Raw genomic sequence first — 17,466 nt, forward strand, 5'->3', positions numbered from 1 at the left:
CCCCGGATTCCGGGCGGAGATGGAGCTGTGCCACGCCTACGGCATCCCCCACTCGCAGTTCACGGGGGCCGGTGACGGCCGCTGGACTGTGCTGGATCGGGCCAAGGCGCTGGCGTGGCTGGCGTTCTCGCGGGCGGTGTGCACGGGCTGCGGGACGCGGCTGGATGAGTGGCGGCCGGAGCAGGGCGGGGACCGGTTCGCGTACGTCGCCGACTCGCACACCTGTCCGGGGTGCGAGCTGGTGGAGATGGAGCGGGAGCAGGTGCCGGAGGGACCGGACGGGCGCGGGGTCAAGATCGGGCTCAAGCCCAGACGGGAGCAGTAGGTGGGCGCCAGTGGCTACAACCTGTACGTCAACCTGCAGGCGACGACCGGCGGACTGGCCGGGGGGCTGCGCAGCGGTGCCACGCAGCTCCGCCAGTTCGACGGGCAGCTGCAGCAGGTCAACCGGACGCTGATGGAGACCGGCACGGCGACGCAGCGCCTGGCCCGGCTGCAGGCCTCTGCCTCCGCTGATGCGGTCCTCGGCCAGGCCCGCGTCACCGCGGCCGTGGAGCGCACCCAGGCCGCGCAGACGGCCGCCGGCGCGGCCGCCGAACGCAGTGGCCGCGCGCAGGCGCTGGCCGCGAACCTGGCCGCCCGCGCGGAGACCGAGCGGGCGGCCGCTGTCGCTGCCGGGGAGCGGGCGCTGCGCGCCCAGGCCGTGGCGCAGAGCATGGCCACCCGTGCCGCGGCCGCCACCGGCCGGGGCGCTGTCGCGGCGCAGGCCACCGCGAACGCGGCCGCCACGGCGGCGACCCGCGCCGCGCAGGCGCAGGCGCTGCAGGAGGAGCGGGCGGCCGCCGCGGCGGCCGCGTCGACCCGGGCGCAGGGCGTGGCCACACGGGCGGTGCGGGCACGGGAGGCCGCCGACGCCCGCTCCCTGCAGGCGGTCGCCGCCCAGTCCCAGGTGGAGGGTGCTGCCGCGCAGCGCGCCGCGGCGAACTCGGGCGCGGTGCGGCAGGCGGAGGCCGCTGCTGCTGCCGAGACCCGGGCTGCCACGCAGGCCCGCATCGACGGCTACCTGCGCACCGGGGTGGTGCTGTCGGCGGTCCTGGGCGCCGGGGTGCTGCAGGCCGTCGAGCTGGAGAAGCGCATGGCGAACGTCATGACGATCTCCCGGCAGATCAACGCGGCCACGGTCGGCGGCTTCACCGACCAGATCGTGGCCCTGTCGACGGACCTGACGCAGTCCGCGAACCAGCTCGCCGAGGGCCTGTACCAGATCGTGTCCACGGGCTTCGACGGCCAGGAGGCGCTGACGATCCTCGGCGCGGCCGCGAAGGGCGCCAGCGCGGGCCTGACGACCACCGAGACGTCCGCGCGGGCCCTGCTGGGTGTCCTCAAGGCGTACGGCCTGACGGCGGGCGACGCCACCGACGTCATGGACATCATGTTCCAGACCGTCAACAAGGGCGTCATCTCCTTCGAGGAGCTGGCGCAGAACCTTGGCGACGTGGTGCCGATGGCGGCCGCCGCCGGCGTGGAGTTCGACGACCTGTCGGCCGCGCTCGCCGCGATCACCCTGTCCGGTGTTCCGGCGGCAGAGTCGGCGACCGCGCTGAACCAGCTGATGACGCGGATGGTGGCGCCCACCCGCGACCTGACCAACGAGATGCACAAGCTCGGGTACGAGTCGGCGGCGTCGGCGCTGCAGCAGGACGGCCTGTACGTGGTCGTCAACAAGCTGGCGAAGGCCACCGGCGGCTCGGCGGAGGCCATGACGAAGCTGTTCGTCGACGTGCGGGCCGTGCGCGCGGTGCTGTCGCTGGCCGCCAGCGACGGCCAGAACTACGCCGACACCTATCAGGGTATCGCCAACCAGGTAGAGCGCGCCGGGGCCACCCAGAAGGCGTTTCAGCTGCAGATGAACACCACCGCCGGGCAGTGGGAGATGTTCGTCAACCGCAGCAGGGCGATCGGCATCGACCTGGGCCGGGCGCTGCTGCCGGTGATGCAGTCCCTCGGCAACGCCCTGTTGGTGTTCGCCGGCGCCATCGCCGACGCCCCGGGGCCCCTCAAGAGCCTCGGCGCGGGCCTGCTCGCGGTGACCGCGACGGGCGCGCTGGCACTGGCCGCGGTCACCAAGCTGACCACCCAGTGGCGCGAGTTCCGGGCCGCGCAGGCAGCCGCGACGGCAGGCGGCTCGGCCATGCCGGCGGCCCTGAAGGGCGCGGGCCTGGCCGTGTCCGGGCTCACCGCGCTCCTGGCGGTCGGCGTCCTGGCGTACGCGGCGTACTCGGCGTCCAAGGAGAAGGCCAAGCAGGCCACCAACGACCTGGTGCAGGCGCTGCGCGCCGAGCGCGAGCAGGGCGAAGAGGGCGCGGGCCTGCGGGCGCTGGCCGAGTCGCTGACGAACTCCGAGGACGCCAAGAAGCTCAAGCAGGTCGGCATCGACATGACCAACGCGGTCGACGCCATCTCCTCCGGCGGGCAGAAGCTCGCGGACCTCAAGAGCCAGCTGTGGCGGAACAACTCCTTCGCTGTGGTCGACCAGTCCGGCCTGGTCAGTGCGTCGCTGACACCCCAGGCCAAGGACGCGATGGAGGTCCTGGACAAGCAGCACGAGGTCTGGTCGAAGGCGGTGAAGAAGGAAGCCGAGCTGGCCGCGGCCATGCAGATCGTCAACGCCAAGGTGATGAAGGCCAAGACCGGCGCTGGCGCGGCGTGGACGCTGGACTTCCTCGTGCCGCCCGGTGACGACGGCATGCCGAAGTGCACCGACGAGATGAAGGCCATGGCGCAGGCCCTGGGCGACATCGTCAACCCGGCCAAGGCGTGGGCCGACGCGCAGGACAAGGTCTCCAAGTCCAACAAGAACGCCAAGGCGACGCTCAAGGACTACATGGACCAGCTACAGTCGCAGCTGAAGGCGCAGCGGAACTTCCAGAAGAACCTGACCGCGCTGGCCATGGCCGGATACACCGACCTGACCGACCACTTCGCCGAGCTCGGCGTGAGCTCCGCCCCGATCCTCGACGAGCTGGTTACGCAGCTCGGCAAGGGCAAGACGAAGGTCGCCGACGAGCTGCAGGAGATCATCGGCAAGTCGTCGGCTCGCTCTCAGGACGCGTTCCGGGCGGGGCTGGAGCAGCTGCCGGTGATCGCCGCCCGCTACGGCAAGAAGATCGCCCGGGAGTGGGCGGACGCCGCGCAGACCAACGACGCGGGCAAGTTCGCGCGGGTCATGCAGGAGATGGCCGTCTCGGACATGTCCCGTGCGGTGAAGAAGGGCAGCGCGTCTGCCAAGAAGGAGCTGCAGCGCGGCATGGACCTGCTGGCGCGGGTCGCAAACGAGCAGGGCGCGCAGGTGGCGAACGCGCTGCAGCAGGCCCTGCTGTCCGGCGACGTGACCGGCGCCATGGACCAGCTGAAGGCGATCTGGGGCGCGGACGTGCCGATCAGCGAGGCGGATCTGCAGGGCATCGTCACCGCCTTCGAGACGGCCGGCGGGCAGGCCAAGACCACGTGGACGGCCATGCTGGACGCCATTCAGCAGGTGGCCACGACCAAGGGCACCGCCGCGGCGCAGGCCCTGACGACGGCGCTGCTGTCCGGGGACATGGCGGCCGTGCAGGCGCAGCTCGATGCGATCGGCGTGAGCGTGCGGCAGATCCCCGGTTCCAAGGAGATCTCCGTCAGCATCAACCCGCCATCGCCGGTGTCGGTGACGGTGATCCCGCGCATCGCGCCCGGGTCGGGCGTGCCGTGGGGCAACAAGCCGGTGGTGCAGGCTGACGGCGGCCTGCTGTCGTTCTACGCCAACGGCGGCGTGCGCCGGGAGGACCACGTGGCGCAGATTGCGCCCGCGGGGTCGTGGCGGGTGTGGGCCGAGCCCGAGACCTACCCGGGAGAGGCGTACATTCCGCTAGCCCCGTCCAAGCGGCACCGCTCCAAGCAGATCCTCGACGAGGTGGCGCACCGGTTCGGCGCGAGCGTCACGTACCACGCCGAGGGCGGCCTCTCGAACTGGTCGTACCAGCCGGCCGGTGGCTCGGATGGTCTGTACTCCCTGTCGGGCATCGCCTCCGACTCCATGAACAAGAAGGGCACCGCCCTGGACCTGGGCAAGTTCTCCAAGAACCTGCACAAGTCCGTGGCGGAGGCGCAGCGGTGGCGCCGGGACCTGGCGACGGTGGCCCGTCGGGCCGGTCAGGACGTCGCCGATGCCCTGGAGGCGATGGGCGCCGACGGCATCGCCCTGACCCACAAGATGGCCACGGGCAGCTCGAAGTACGTCAAGAGCATGACCAAGGACCTGGAGAAGCTGGCCGCGACCGCCAGGGCATCGCTGTCGGAGTACACCAGCCAGCTCGGCAACGCGGCCAAGCACACGTCGGCGTTCCAGCAGAACCTGGCGACGCTGGCGGCCCGCGGCTTCGGTGACCTGGCCAGCAGGCTCGCCGCGCAGGGCGACCAGGCCGCGCAGGACCTCGCGGCGCAGGCCGTGAAGAGCAAGAGCGCCGCGACGAAGGCGAACGCCGCGGCGAAGTCGGCGTCGGCCACGCTGTCCGACCAGGACCTCGCGGACCTGCTGACGATCATCGCTGCGGTCAAGACCAGCAAGACCGGCATCCACCAGGTCGCCGACGCCACCGAGCTCGGCGAGGACCGCATCATCGACGTCGCCAACGCGGGCCTGTCCCGGCTGAAGAAGGCCCTCGGCACACGGGCCACGAAGTTCGTCGCGGACCTCGCCAAGGCCAACAAGGGCCTGGCGTACGAAGCGGGCGGGGTCCTGACGCCTGGCCTGTACGCGACCAGCAACGGCCTGGTGCGGTTCGCGGAGCCCTCCACCGGGGGCGAGGCATACATCCCCCTCGGGCAGTCGAAGCGGCCTGCCGCGACGGCGGTACTCGAGGACGTCGCCGGACGGTTCGGCTACACCCTCACCGCGCACGGCGTGACCGGCCCGATGCCCGTCGACGCCCGTCCCGCCGGCGGCGTGCAGGTCGTGGTGGTGAAGGAGGCCGCGGCCCCGCTGATCGGCCAGATGCCGGTGACCGTCACCTCCGGCGCGGGCGGCCGCGGCACTGCGCAGGAGATCGGCTCGGAGGTGATGCGGCGACTTCGTGCCGCGCAGCGAGGAGGCAAGCTCTGATGACGACCCTTGAGGACTACCAGCTCGACGTCGGCGGGGGCCTGGTGATCGGCTCGGGCACGCTGCTGCCCGTCGGTGAGATCACCGGCCTCGCCGCCCCCGAGCTGCGCACCGCCGACGTGGACAACCCCACCGAGGACGGCGGCTTCCCGGGCGTGGACCTGTACGGGACGCGGGGGGTGACGATCGAGGCCGGTATCCGCACCCCCGACGATCCGGGGGCGGCGCTGGACCTGCTGGCCCGCCTGCAGCAGGTCACCGGTACCGACGCCACTCGCAAGACCGCGGGCACCCTGGCGGTGCTGCGCGCGAAGTGGCCCGGGCGGGACGTCAAGCGCCTGTACGGCCGGTGGCGGCGTGTGGAGGCCCTGACCATGTCGCAGGCCGTCTACGGGTGGATCCCGCTCACCCTGGACTTCGCCGCGCTGGACCCGCGCTGGCACGCCGACGACTCGCAGTCGCTGGTGCTGCCGCTGGACATCTCCGACGACGACGAGGGCTTCACCGCACCCGTCACAGCGCCGATCACCACAGGGGTGTCCAACCCCGACGAGCGGCCCGGCTGGGTGGTCAACAACGGCGACCAGGCGGCGTGGCCCACGGTGCGGATCGACGGCCCCGTCACCAACCCCAAGGTGTGGGTGGTGCAGACCGGCCGGTACCTGGAGCTGCAGACCGGCCTCGCCGCCGGCGAGTGGATCGACATCGACACCCGTCCCGGCACGCGCTGGGTGCTGCGCAACGGGTCCGGCAACGCGGCCCCGGCCCTGACCGCGGGCAGCCGTATGGACCTGTTCCAGATCCCGCCCAAGAAGAGCGAGATCCGCTGGACCGCCTCCGACTACTCCAACACCTGCCGCCTGACCCTGTCGTGGCGCGACGCCTACACCGCCCTGTGAGGACACTCCAATGACGCTGATCCAGCCCCCGATGATGGTCAAGGGCGGCACCCACCCCGCCCGCACCATGCGCATGATGATCCGCGACCTGTCGCGCGGGTCCCAGGGTGTGACCGAGTACAACGACCTCAAGGTCTCCCAGCTGACCACCCCCGGCGCGGGCGTGCAGGTCGCCGACGGCTCCGGAGTGGTCCGGGGCGCGGCGCCGGGCCAGGGCTCCTACACGCAGTACAACGTGGGCTCCGCCACGGTGAACATCGCCCCGACCGGGGCGACCGGCCGCACCGACATGGTGGTACTGCGCGTCCTCGATCCCGAGTACGAGGGCAACCTGAACCCGGCCACCGACGACATCGGCTACTTCCACGTCGTGTCCAACGTCAGCAGCACCGCGACCCAGCCGCCGGCCGGGATGAGCGCGATCCCGCTGGCCCGCATCACCATCCCGCCGAACACGGCCACCATCACCGACGCGATGATCACCGACCTGCGGGGCATCGCCAACCCGCGCCGGGACCGGCAGATCTACACCGCCTCCCCCAGCGGGGACCAGAACTGGGCGGGGAACAAGGACGGCACGTACGTGTCGTGGCCGCCGGCGGCCCGCTGGAACATCGCCGTGCCCGTGTGGGCGGTGCGGGCCCGCATCGTCTTCACCGTCGCCGCGGTGCAGGTCGTCTCGGGCAGCGCGTGGGGGCACGCGGCCTTCAAGCTGGGCAGCTCCCAGGGTCAGGGAGTCAACTACGACACCGGCCCGACCACCAGCGGCGACCGCTCCCAGCGCGTGCAGCTGATCTCCGCCGACACCATCACCGTGCCCGCCGCCATGCGCGGCACCACGCAGCTCCTGCAAGCCCTGGTCTCCCTGGACAGCGCGGAAGCCGGAACGCTGCAGGCGGACACGGCCACGACCGCGATCGCGGACGTGGAGTTCGAGGAGGGCGTGTTCTGACGTGCACTCCTACCGCTACCTGACGTGCCACGCGCTGTCGGGGCAGGTCCTGGCGTGGGACCTGCCGCTGTCGGATGTCGCCTATGGCCCGGAGCTGTCCGGGCCGGGCAGCATGACGGCGACGCTGCAGCCGCACCTGGCGCACGTGCTGGGCACGATGGTCGACCCCGGCAACACGCTGATCTTCGCCGAGCGGGACTCCAAGCTGATGTGGGGCGGGCTGATCTGGCGGGCGGAGCCGGAGGCCGGCAGGTACCCGATCGAGGCCGCCGGGTTCTCCTCGTACCTGGCGCGCCGCCACGACGTGCACGGCAACCTGGACGGGCGCGGCCCGTACACCTACGGCGACCCGTGCACGGTGCTGCGGGACGTGTGGGCGTACTGCCAGGAGCAGGCCGACGGCAACCTGGGCGTCCTCGTCGACGGCACCACCTCCAAGGCGAAGATCGGCACGCCTGCCGAGCCGTACGCCTCGGGCTGGTGGGAGACGCGCACCCTGGCGGACATCGTCGTCGATGCGGCCGGTGTCGACGGCGGCCCGGAGTGGACCGAGCAGGTCGACTGGGCCGGGGACGTGCCGCAGCGCCGGTTCCGTATCGGCTGGCCCCGGCTTGGTACCCGCCGCACCGACGTGAGTTTCACGACCGGCGTGAACATCGCCGACCCGGAGCCGGTCATCTACGACGGCGACACCTACGCGCAGGTCGTGGTGGCGCTGGGCTCCGGGGAGGGCCGGGCGCGGCTGCGCGCGATCGACGCGGTCCGTGACGGCCGGCTGCGGCTGGAGCAGGTCATGGACCTGCCCGCCGTGAAGGGCACGGACCAGCTGGCGGCGAAGGCCCGCATCGAGCGGATCGCCCGCCAGGTCCGGGGCGACGTGCAGCAGCTCGACATCATCGACCACCCGGCGGCCCGCTTCGGCTCGTTCCAGGTGGGCGACGACGTGTGGGTGCAGGTCCACGACCAGTGGACCGACTACGACGGCTGGGCGCGGGTGACCGGATGGACGCTCACGCCGGCGCAGGGGGACCAGCAGGAACGGATGACGGTGCGCCTGGCGCGCGCCGACTCCTTCACTTACGGAGGCTGACCCTTGGCTGACACCCTCGCCGTTCTGGCGGGAAGGATCGCCGCACTGGAGCGGCTGGTGCGGGACCTTTCCCGCACCAGCCGCTTGGCGAACTCCTCGATCGAGAACGGCGCCATATCCGTGTACGACGACGCCGGCACGATACGCGGCAGCATCGGCCTGCAGCCGGACGGCACGCTGGCTGTTGCGGCCGTCAACGGCCCCACCCCGCCCGTACCGGCCGCGCCCACGATCGTCTCCGTCCTCGGCGGTGTCGCCGTGGGCTGGGACGGTTCCTTCGTCGACGGCAGCGAGCCCCTGGCCGACTTCGCCTATGTCGAGGTCCATTTCTCTACGGCGCCGGACTTCCCCGACGACGGCTCGGTGTTCTCCGCGTTCTACTCGGCGCAGGGCGGCACGATGACCGTGCCGACAGGCAGCCCGGTGTGGGTGCGCCTGGTGTGCGTGTCGACCTCGGGTGTGGCCTCCGAGCCGTCCGCCGTGGCGGGTCCGGCCGGGCCCGCGCCTGTGGTCGCCCAGGCCGTGCTGGACGGCATCATCAACGAGCTGGCTCTCGCGGACGGGGCGGTCAGCGCCGCGAAGATCGAGGCGGGCGCGGTCGGCAGTGTGGCGCTGGCCGACAACGCCGTCCTGCAGGAGCACCTACACGACGCGGCCGTCTCGACGGGCAAGCTCGCCGACGGTGCAGTGAGCTCCGGGAAGATCGCCGCCGACGCCGTCACTGCCAGGGAGATCGCCGCCGGGGCGGTCACCGCGGCGGAGCTCGCAGCGGGGGCGGTGACCACCGACAAGCTGACCGTGGTCGGCAGCTCCAACATCCTGCCGGATCCGGGTTTCGAGGGCTCCCTGACCGCATCCCTCATCGCCAACCGCCCGGGCTGGTCGATCGACCCGACCGGCAACGGATCGCCGAAGTCCCTCAAGGTCGACGCCACGTCGGCGACGCCGGCCGCCAAGAACCTGACCCTGGCCTCGTTCGCGGTCCTGCCGGGCGACCAGCTGTTCCTGGCCATCGACTACTCGGCCTCGTCGAACTGGGTCGGCGAGGCCCTGAAGTTCTACGCGGGCTGGATCGACACCGCGGGCAACATGTCTTCCTGGGGTGTGGTGGGGGTGTCCCCGCCTGTTCTCGGTGCGACGTGGCAGCGCATCTCGGGCACCGTCACCGCGCCAGCTGGGACCGTGCGGGCCGCCATCGTCGTGGAGACCTTCAACAGCAGCGCGGGCACCGTGCGGTGGGACAACGCGGCCGTCCGCCCGGTCCTGCCTGGTGTGATGATCGCCGACGGTGCGATCACCACCCCGAAGCTCGTCGCCGGGTCGATCAACGGCGACCGGATCGCGGCCGGGACGCTTGCCGCCGACCGCATCGTCGGCAAGTCCATCACGGCCGGGCAGATCCAGGCCCTGGGCATCACCGCCGACCTGATCGCCGGTAACACCATCACCGCCGACAAGCTGTTCGCCGGGACGATCACGGCCGCGTCCGGCGTGATCTCCTCCATCGACGCCAGCAAGATCACCACGGGGACGCTGGACGCCTCCAAGGCCGCCATCACCAACCTCAACGCGTCGGCGATCACGGCCGGCAGCATCAACGTGGACCGGCTGTCGGTCGGCCTGCAGGGGCAGGTCGGGCAGAAGTGGTGGGACTTCGGGGACTCCGCGTCCCGGTGGACCGCGCCGGGCGGGGGCACCGTCACCACGGTGTCGGTGCCCGACGCTCAGTCCGGCGGCAGCGTGATGAGGTGCGTCGGCTTCATCTCCGGGGCCACCCGCCCCGACGTGAAGATCCCCTTCGACCCGTCCGTCACGTACCGGGTCAGCATCCGCGCCCGGCAGACCGTCGCCAACGGCACGCCCGGCACCAACCAGAAGCTGTTCGCGGGCGTCGCGGGCCTGGCCGCCGACGGCGTCACCCCCGTCAATCTCGTGGGCGCCAACAGCCTCAACAGCCAGTTCTACATAGCCGCGTTCGACCAGACCCTGACGGCCGGCGGGGGCTGGGTGACGTTCACCGGCTACCTCAAGGGCACGTCCGCCAGCCCCGTGGGCGGGGCCTCTCCGAACGCGAACGCTCCCGGCCAGATCCACGCCAACGCCCGCTACATCACGCCGATCTTCTACGTGAACCACAACGGCGGCACGGGCACCGCCGAGATCGACATGATGGCGATCGAGGTCGTCGAGTCGGGCGCCATCAAGGCCGCGAACATCATCGCCGGCGCCATCGACGGGCAGACGATCACCGGGGCGAAGCTGCGGACCGCCGCGTCCGGGCAGCGCGTGGAGATGGTGCCGGCGACGCCGCTGGGCAACGACAACGGCGACGGGGTCATCACGTACCCGCCGGGCGTCGTCTGGTACTCCGGGTTGCCGGAAGAGGTCTCCCCCGGTGTGCTGCAGCAGTGGCTCGCGAACAGCGAGTTCGGCCGCATTCCCTCCCTGAGCCTGTGGACCGCCGACGCCGGGCACGGCCGGGCCCAGCTCGACATGAAGGCGGGCGAGGCCGGCGGCGCCATCCCTCGCATTGACCTGTCGGCCGGGGCGTACTTCCTGACGCTGATGGAGGGCAGCTTCTACGTTGGCGACTACTCGGGCACCACGCCCAGCATCGGCCTGGATGCCACCGGGTTCAACGTCGGCGGCTTCGGCCTGTACGTCATCAAGGACTGGACGACGCCGGCCCTTGCTGCCGGTTACAGCGGAAACGGCAACGCCAACGGGGCCGTGCAGTACCGGGTGATCAACCTGCTGGGCACGAAGTACGTCCAGTGGCGTGGCGGACTGAACATGACCTACACCGCCGGGGCCCTGCCCAATGGCGCGAACCCGTTCTCCGCTGCCCTGCCCACGAACGCCCGGCCGGCGTCGCGGCGCAGCGTCACCGTGGCGGCGTCCTTGTCGTCGTCGACGAAGCCGTCCTTGAAGGTCGACTTCGACACCGACGGCACCGTGGGCATCGTCGGCCCGAACTCCACCGACATGCCGCCGTGGCTGTCGTTCAACGGCGTCCAGTACAGCTTGTGACAGGGAAGGACAACACACCATGGCGCGTCAGGTGACGATCGTCGGCCCGGACCCGTCCGGCTTCTCGTGGACGTGCGGCCAGTGCGGCGAGACCGGCACGGAAGCCAGCAGTGAGGAGGCCATGGCCGCGTTCAACGAGCACTGGGACAGCTCGGTCATTCCGCCGGTCGACCCGTGGCTCGGCCACGTTCTGGACGCCGGTCAGGGCCTGGCGGATGCCGCCGGCGAGGGACCGGCCGCCAACGCGTGGCTGCAGGCGCTGGGCGCGGTCCCGGCCGCCGTGGCGGCCGCGTGGCGGAACCCGGGCAACGTCCACCCCGCGGACTGATGTGGCATCGCCCCGTGCCCGTAAGATCGAGTGCGGCGCGGGGCACGCCGACTTGAGGAGTGCGCGGTGACCCAGCCGAGCGCCGAGCCCACCTTGTGGGAGCTGCACCGCGCACTGCAGCAGCTACGCGAAGACCAGAGCGACGGCATCAAGCAGCTCCGTGACGACCTGCGCGGCGACCTCGCCGCGATGAGTACCCGCTTCGACCAGACCGTCACCAAGGACGTCTACCAGGCCGACCAGCGTCTGGTGAACCAGCGCATCCAGGCGGTCGAAGAGGGGCAGGCGGCCGCGGTCCGGCAGCGCGAGAGCGACCAGCAGCAAGCCGCCAACACCCGCAAGTGGCTGGTGGCCGTGTTCGTCGCCCCGTTCCTGCTGGGCCTGGTGCAGCTGTGGCTCACCAGCAGGATCGGCGCAGGCCCGTAAGGGCCTGCGCCCGTCACAGCACCATCCGTCCGGCGCGGGGGAGAAGCACCGGGCAACGACATGCTCAAAGCGATCGACATCAGCTCTCTGCAGCCACACCTGGACCTGGACGGCGTGGACGTCGTCCTCATCAAGGCCTCCGAGGGCCGCACCTACGCCAACCCCGAGCGGGTCCAGCAGGCCAAGGCCGCGCGCGCCAAGGGCAAGCCGCTCGGCTGGTACCACTTCCTGTGGCCGGGCAACATCCAGGACCAGGCCGAGTGGTTCATCAAGTGCGCCAACCCCAAGGACGGCGACGTTCTCGCCTGCGACTGGGAGACCACCACCTCGGGGACCCGCCCGTCGAACGCGGACAAAGACGCGTTCCTGGCCGCGGTGAAGAAGCTGCGCCCGCGCCTGCGGGTGATCCTCTACTGCAACCTCGACTACTGGAAGAACCGCGACACCACCGGGAAGTGCGGCGACGGCCTGTGGATCGCCGACCCGAACGCCCCGGCCGGCCACCCGCGCATCCAGCACTCGTGGGTGATCCACCAGTACGGGATCAAGAACCACACCGACGTCAACGTCTGCCACTTCGACACGGTCGCCGACTGGAAGAAGTGGGCGGGCGTGCCCGCGACGCCCAGGCCGCCGGCGACGCCGAAGCCGCCCGCGTCCAAGCCGTACGTGCCGCCAGCGTTCCCCGTCGGCCTGGCCCCGGGCAAGTCGCGGCCGTCGGCGAAGCCCCTGCAGAGGGCCCTGCGCGCGGCCAAGTTCCTGACCATCAGCGATGCGGACCTGTCCGACCACTACGGGACGCGCACCGAGGGCGGCGTACGCAAGTTCTTCGCCGCGCACCCGCAGTTCCGTGCCAAGGGCAAGCCGAACGACTCGGCGATCGGGCCGAAGGGCTGGGCCTACCTGCACAACCTCGCCTACGGCCGGAAGTGACAGCCGTGGACGCCGCCGACGTCATCCGCCGGTTCACCTTCCACCCGGCCGTCACCGACAAGCGCCGCCAGGCCCACGAGGACGTCCGGTCCGGATGCCTGGAACTGGCGCTGATGCTCCACAACGAGCTTCCCGCCGGCGCGGAGAAGCAGGCGGCCCTGTACCGCCTGGAAGAGGTCATGTTCTGGGCGAACGCCGCGATCGCCCGCCAACCCAAGGAGTCCCCGTGAACCTGTTCGTGTCCCTCATCCGCACCGGCGTCCCGGCGCTCGTGGCCTGGCTGGTGGCGCTGGCCGCCCGGTACGGCCTCGACCTGGACGCGCAGGCCGTGGCCGGGGTGCTGACCCCGCTGGCGGCGTTCTGCTACTACGCGGTGTTCCGCCTGGCCGAGCAGTACGTGTCGCCGAAGTTCGGGTGGCTGCTGGGCTACGCCCGGCCGCCGCAGTACGACCTCGCCGCGTAGCCCAACCGGCGCAGAAAGACCAAGACCCCCACCGCGTGCGGTGGGGGTCTCGACCTCTTGGAGCCCCCAGCGTAGCAGTCGGCGAAATCGCCCACTTGGGGTCCGATCAGCCGCCTACGCTTCACGTTGTGAGCACAGCGGAAGTGATCAATGTATGGGCCTCGTCGATCAGCGCCGTCGCCACGGCGGGGGCCCTCGTGGTCGGCGGCATGGTGCTGCGCAACGATCGCAAGACGAACGCTGAGCGCCTGGTGGAGGAGCGCCGCAAGCAAGCGGGGATGGTCTCTGCATGGGGCGAACTGGTGGAGGTGCCGGGGGAGACCAAGGGGGGCGTTCAATACAGTCCTGATCGCCGGGAACTCACGTACTTCGTGCTGAACAACAGCGACAGCCCGGTCTTCGAAGTGGCCGTCTACATGCCGGAGACATTCGGAGAGCCGCACGGCAATCTCGCGGTCGGGATGGTCGCCCCCCAGTCCAAAGCCAGCTGTCTGGGCGGGCACGGGATTGGTGGCGAGTTCTTGCAGCCCGCCCCTGTGCCGATCTTCTTCAAGGACGTCGCAGGCGTTCGATGGTTCCGCGACGGCCACGGGACCCTCTACGAGTGGACCGAGGACATCGAGCGGCGCATCTCGGAAGAGTCCGGCGTTGTTGGAGATGCGCCCCGGACGACGCTTCCGAGCCGGGCTCCTTCTCCCCAGCTGGACAGTTAGCGCCCAGGAACCCCCGCCCACACTGGTTGTAATCTAGAGGCATACGTGAGGGAGAGGAGGGGGTCGGCGGTGCCCAAGAAGCCGTTCCTGGTCGGCCGGCAGGAGTTCGCCGCACTGTACGGGGTGAAGGCGACGCAGGTCACGCAGTGGGTGGGGCGAGGCGTGCTCGGCTACGAGCACGCGGTGATCGTGTCTGGGTCGCCGTACTGGCTGCTGTCGTTCGCGCAGGGGTACGGGCAGGCCCAGCCTCGACCCAAGGAGCTGGACCGGCGCGTCCTGCAGCAGCTGGTGGCAGCGCAGGAGCCCGGCGTGTGGGCGAGCAGCGTGAAGGAAGTGCCGCCGCTGCTGGGCCTGCAGGAGACGACGCAGCTGTTCGGTCTGTCCAGCCAGCAGAACCTGTCGGCGGTGGTGCGGCAGGGCCGGTTCGCGCCGGCGGACTACCAGCTGTCGGGGTCGCCGCTGTGGCTCCTGGACACGCTCATCGAGGCCGCCCCCGACCTTCGGGCGAAGTCCCGCAGCGTGATGTGGGCGATCGTGCCGCAGGTCGAGGCGGCGCTGCGGCAGGGCCGGTACGACGGTCCCGGCTCGTCGATAGTGCCTCGCGGGCTTGCCGCGAAGGCCGTCTGACCTGCGGAAAGTCACTCGACACCGATCCCCAAAGAGGCTAAAATAAGAGCAGCGGCGCCGGATGGCGCCGCTGCCCTTTGCCTTTGGAGGAACGATGCGTGACGTCGCCGTCGCGGCCCGGTCGCCGACCGCCGGGCCGGGCTTTCGGTGTGGTGCGCTGGTTGATCATGTCGGACCCTTCGTGAAAGATGTGCCACACCATTCGGATGGTTTCCGCACTTCGGGGGTCCTGTGCCCGTTCACCAGCAGCAACTGCCCGGCCTGGACGACATCCAGCCGGTCCAGCAGCCCGCCATCGAACCCGGCCAGTCCATCCAGGAGCGGTTCGAGGCGTTCAACGACCTCAACCCGTGGGTGCTGCAGCACCTGGAGGCGCTGGCCGGCGACTGCGTCGCCAAGGGCTTCCGCCGCGTCGGCATCGGGATGCTCTTCGAGCTCCTGCGCTGGCGCTACGGCGAGGCCACCCAAGGCGATGTCTTCCGCCTCAACAACAACTTCCGCAGCCGGTACGTGCGGCTCCTGATCGAACGCCACCCCGAGTGGGCCCGCCTGTTCGAGACCCGGGCCCTGCGCGCCGAATGAGACCACCGACCTCTTGGAGCAACCCTGATGGGCATCAAGTTGAAGACCCGCAAGCCAACCGGCGTCGTGCCGTGGCCACTCATCCTCATCGAAGGTGAGGAAGCGAGCGGCAAGGCACAGCCGCTTGACTCTCTCGTCGCCACCCCGACCGGGTGGACCCGCATGGGAGACCTCACCGAAGGCAGCACCGTCATCGGATCGGACGGCCGAGCCACCACCGTCACCGGCGTCTTCGACCGTGGCGAGCTGCCGATCTATCGCGTCACCACCTCGGACGGGGCCACCGTCGAGGCCGCCGGGGACCACCTGTGGCGGATCTGGACGATGCAGGACCGGCACCGCAAGCGCAAGAACGGTGAGCACCGCCACCACGAAGGCCGCGTCCTGACCACCGACGCGATCGCAGAACTGATCAAGGCCGGCCGGGTCATACACCTGCCGATGGTGCAGCCCGTGCAGTACGAGGAGTCCGGCACCCCGCTCCCGCTGGACCCCTACCTGCTGGGACTGCTCATCGGAGACGGCGGCATGACGCGAGCCGTCAGCTTCTTCAGCGCCGACCCGGAACTCCACGCGGCTGTCGAGGCCGCCCTGCCCGAGGGCGACATCCTGCGCCCGGACGCAGGCGACCCGCGCAACGCCTACCTGCGGGGCGGAGCAACGATCGCCGCGCTCCGTGAACTCGGACTCCAGGGGCACCGCAGCGAGGACAAGTTCATCCCCGAGCTCTACAAGCGGACGAGCGTCGAGGACCGGCTCGCGCTGCTCCGTGGCCTGATGGACACCGACGGCGGGGCGGAGAAGCGCAGGGCGATCTTTTACACGAGCTCTGCGCAACTCGCTGCGGATGTCCGGGAGCTGGTGGAGTCCCTGGGCGGCACCGCTTCCACCTGGTCCAAGACGCCGAAGTACCGCACGGCGCAGGGAGAGGTGCGCGAGGGCCTGCTCGCATTCCGGCTGCGGGTGCGCCTGCCCGAAGGGGTCTGTCCGTTCGTCCTCGCGCGCAAGGCGGATCGTTGGTGGAGCCAGCGCCCGAAGCAGATGGCGATGAAGCCGTGGCGGATCATCAAGCAGATCACGTACATCGGCACGAAGCCGGCCAGGTGCATCAGGGTCGCCGCTGAGGACCACCTGTACGTCACCGAGCACTTCATCGTGACGCACAACACCTACTCCGCCGCCGAGTTCTCCGCCTCGGAGCAGATCGGCCAGATGTACTGGATCGACCTGGCCGAGGGCAGCGCCGACGAGTACGCCGCGATTCCCGGCGCCGACTACCTGATCATCGACCACGACGGCTCCTACCGGGACATCCTGGAGCAGATCCGGGCCGTGTACCTCGAAGCCCGCCGGGCCGCGGCCGCCGGCGAACCGCCGGTGGTGCTGACGGTCGACTCGGGCAGCGCGCTGTGGCGGATGCTCAAGAACTGGACCAACGAGCGGGCCCGGCGCGGCAGGAGCAACGCAGCGCGCCTGCAGGAGGACCCGGACGCCGCGATCGACGTCGGCATGAACCTGTGGAACGACGCCACCGAGCGGTGGATGGAAGTCATCCACCTCCTGCAGACCTTCCCCGGCATCGCCATCATCACCGCCCGCGGCAAGCAGGTCACCGCCATCGACGAGGGCGGCAACCCCGTCAAGGACAACCGCGGCCGGGTGCTGCGGGAGTGGAAGGTCCAGGCCCAGAAGGACCTGGCGTTCGACTGCTCGGTGTGGGTGCGCATGCGCCGCGGCAAGGCCCCGCAGGTCATCAAGGCCCGCTCGCTGCGGCTGCGCGTGGAGGACCGCAAGCCGCTGGACCTGCCGGACTTCTCCATCGAGGACCTGGTGTTCAACCGGCTCGGCTGCTCGCTGGAGTCCCAGCCCCGCCAGATGCCCGCCCTGGTCGGCGACCGGGTGCAGGCGTGGCTGGGCGAGAACGACGTGGAGGAGCTGCGGGACGTCGAGGAGCTGCGCCAGCTGTGGTGGGACGCGGCCGCCGACGACACCGGCCTGACCCGCGGCGAGGTCGTCTCGATCCGCGCCGCGATCGAGCGGAAGGTCGCCGAGCTCGAGAACCCGCGCACCGAGATGGGCCAGGGCCCGGTCAGCGACGCCGACCGGCTGCGGGCCGCTGTCGAGCGCCGCGCCGAGCAGGACGAGGAGGAGCCCGACGACGATCCCGACCCGGACCGTCGCCCCGTCCGCAAGGCCCCCGTCAAGCGCGCGGCCGCCAAGCGCACCCCCGCCAAGCGCGCGGCCGCCAAGCCGGCCGCCGCCCGCCGCTGACCTTCCCCTGCG

15 protein-coding genes are annotated in these 17,466 nt (G+C 70.8%); all 15 read left to right on the top strand.

Annotated elements, in window-relative coordinates; genetic code table 11:
• Positions 1-19 precede the first annotated feature (19 nt).
• The 15 genes from ACWDAS_RS28940 (at position 20) to ACWDAS_RS29010 (ending at position 17,454) form a co-directional block, all read left to right on the top strand.
• Entirely contained in the window at positions 20-325 is a 306-nt protein-coding gene (locus tag ACWDAS_RS28940) for a hypothetical protein (protein ID WP_450396726.1), read from the top strand.
• Positions 326-5,140, top strand: coding sequence for a phage tail tape measure protein (locus ACWDAS_RS28945; protein WP_450396729.1), 4,815 nt, complete (start codon positions 326-328; stop codon positions 5,138-5,140).
• Complete coding sequence (locus ACWDAS_RS28950) at positions 5,140-6,039, top strand: phage distal tail protein (protein WP_450396732.1); 900 nt, start codon at positions 5,140-5,142, stop codon at positions 6,037-6,039. Before ACWDAS_RS28945 ends, ACWDAS_RS28950 begins: the two co-directional genes overlap by 1 nt.
• 10 nt (positions 6,040-6,049) lie before the next feature.
• On the top strand, positions 6,050-6,991 hold the full coding sequence (locus ACWDAS_RS28955; protein ID WP_450396735.1) for a hypothetical protein: 942 nt from the start codon (positions 6,050-6,052) through the stop codon (positions 6,989-6,991).
• Position 6,992: 1 nt separating this feature from the next.
• The gene (locus ACWDAS_RS28960; RefSeq protein ID WP_450396737.1) at positions 6,993-8,081 is read left to right on the top strand and encodes a hypothetical protein; all 1,089 of its coding nucleotides are present in this window, start codon (positions 6,993-6,995) and stop codon (positions 8,079-8,081) included.
• A gap of 3 nt (positions 8,082-8,084) precedes the next feature.
• Positions 8,085-11,111, top strand: coding sequence for a hypothetical protein (locus tag ACWDAS_RS28965; RefSeq protein WP_450396740.1), 3,027 nt, complete (start codon positions 8,085-8,087; stop codon positions 11,109-11,111).
• 19 nt (positions 11,112-11,130) lie between these two features.
• Complete coding sequence (locus ACWDAS_RS28970; RefSeq protein ID WP_450396742.1) at positions 11,131-11,439, top strand: hypothetical protein; 309 nt, start codon at positions 11,131-11,133, stop codon at positions 11,437-11,439.
• Positions 11,440-11,505: 66 nt separating this feature from the next.
• On the top strand, positions 11,506-11,865 hold the full coding sequence (locus ACWDAS_RS28975) for a hypothetical protein (protein ID WP_450396745.1): 360 nt from the start codon (positions 11,506-11,508) through the stop codon (positions 11,863-11,865).
• Between the two features lie 60 nt (positions 11,866-11,925).
• The gene (locus tag ACWDAS_RS28980) at positions 11,926-12,798 is read left to right on the top strand and encodes a glycoside hydrolase family 25 protein (protein ID WP_450396748.1); all 873 of its coding nucleotides are present in this window, start codon (positions 11,926-11,928) and stop codon (positions 12,796-12,798) included.
• Between the two features lie 5 nt (positions 12,799-12,803).
• The gene (locus tag ACWDAS_RS28985; protein WP_450396750.1) at positions 12,804-13,028 is read left to right on the top strand and encodes an Acb2/Tad1 domain-containing protein; all 225 of its coding nucleotides are present in this window, start codon (positions 12,804-12,806) and stop codon (positions 13,026-13,028) included.
• Positions 13,025-13,261, top strand: coding sequence for a hypothetical protein (locus ACWDAS_RS28990; RefSeq protein ID WP_450396753.1), 237 nt, complete (start codon positions 13,025-13,027; stop codon positions 13,259-13,261). Before ACWDAS_RS28985 ends, ACWDAS_RS28990 begins: the two co-directional genes overlap by 4 nt.
• Positions 13,262-13,389: 128 nt before the next feature.
• Positions 13,390-13,974, top strand: a complete 585-nt coding sequence (locus tag ACWDAS_RS28995) for a hypothetical protein (protein WP_450396756.1) — start codon at positions 13,390-13,392, stop codon at positions 13,972-13,974.
• Between the two features lie 69 nt (positions 13,975-14,043).
• Positions 14,044-14,601 carry a hypothetical protein gene (locus ACWDAS_RS29000; RefSeq protein WP_450396759.1) on the top strand — a complete coding sequence of 186 codons (558 nt, stop codon included), beginning with the start codon at positions 14,044-14,046 and terminating at the stop codon, positions 14,599-14,601.
• Between the two features lie 231 nt (positions 14,602-14,832).
• Positions 14,833-15,183, top strand: a complete 351-nt coding sequence (locus ACWDAS_RS29005) for a hypothetical protein (protein WP_450396761.1) — start codon at positions 14,833-14,835, stop codon at positions 15,181-15,183.
• A gap of 27 nt (positions 15,184-15,210) precedes the next feature.
• Positions 15,211-17,454 carry an LAGLIDADG family homing endonuclease gene (locus ACWDAS_RS29010; RefSeq protein WP_450396764.1) on the top strand — a complete coding sequence of 748 codons (2,244 nt, stop codon included), beginning with the start codon at positions 15,211-15,213 and terminating at the stop codon, positions 17,452-17,454.
• Positions 17,455-17,466: the final 12 nt, after the last annotated feature.

It is taken from the genome of Streptomyces sp. NPDC001070, assembly GCF_053598835.1.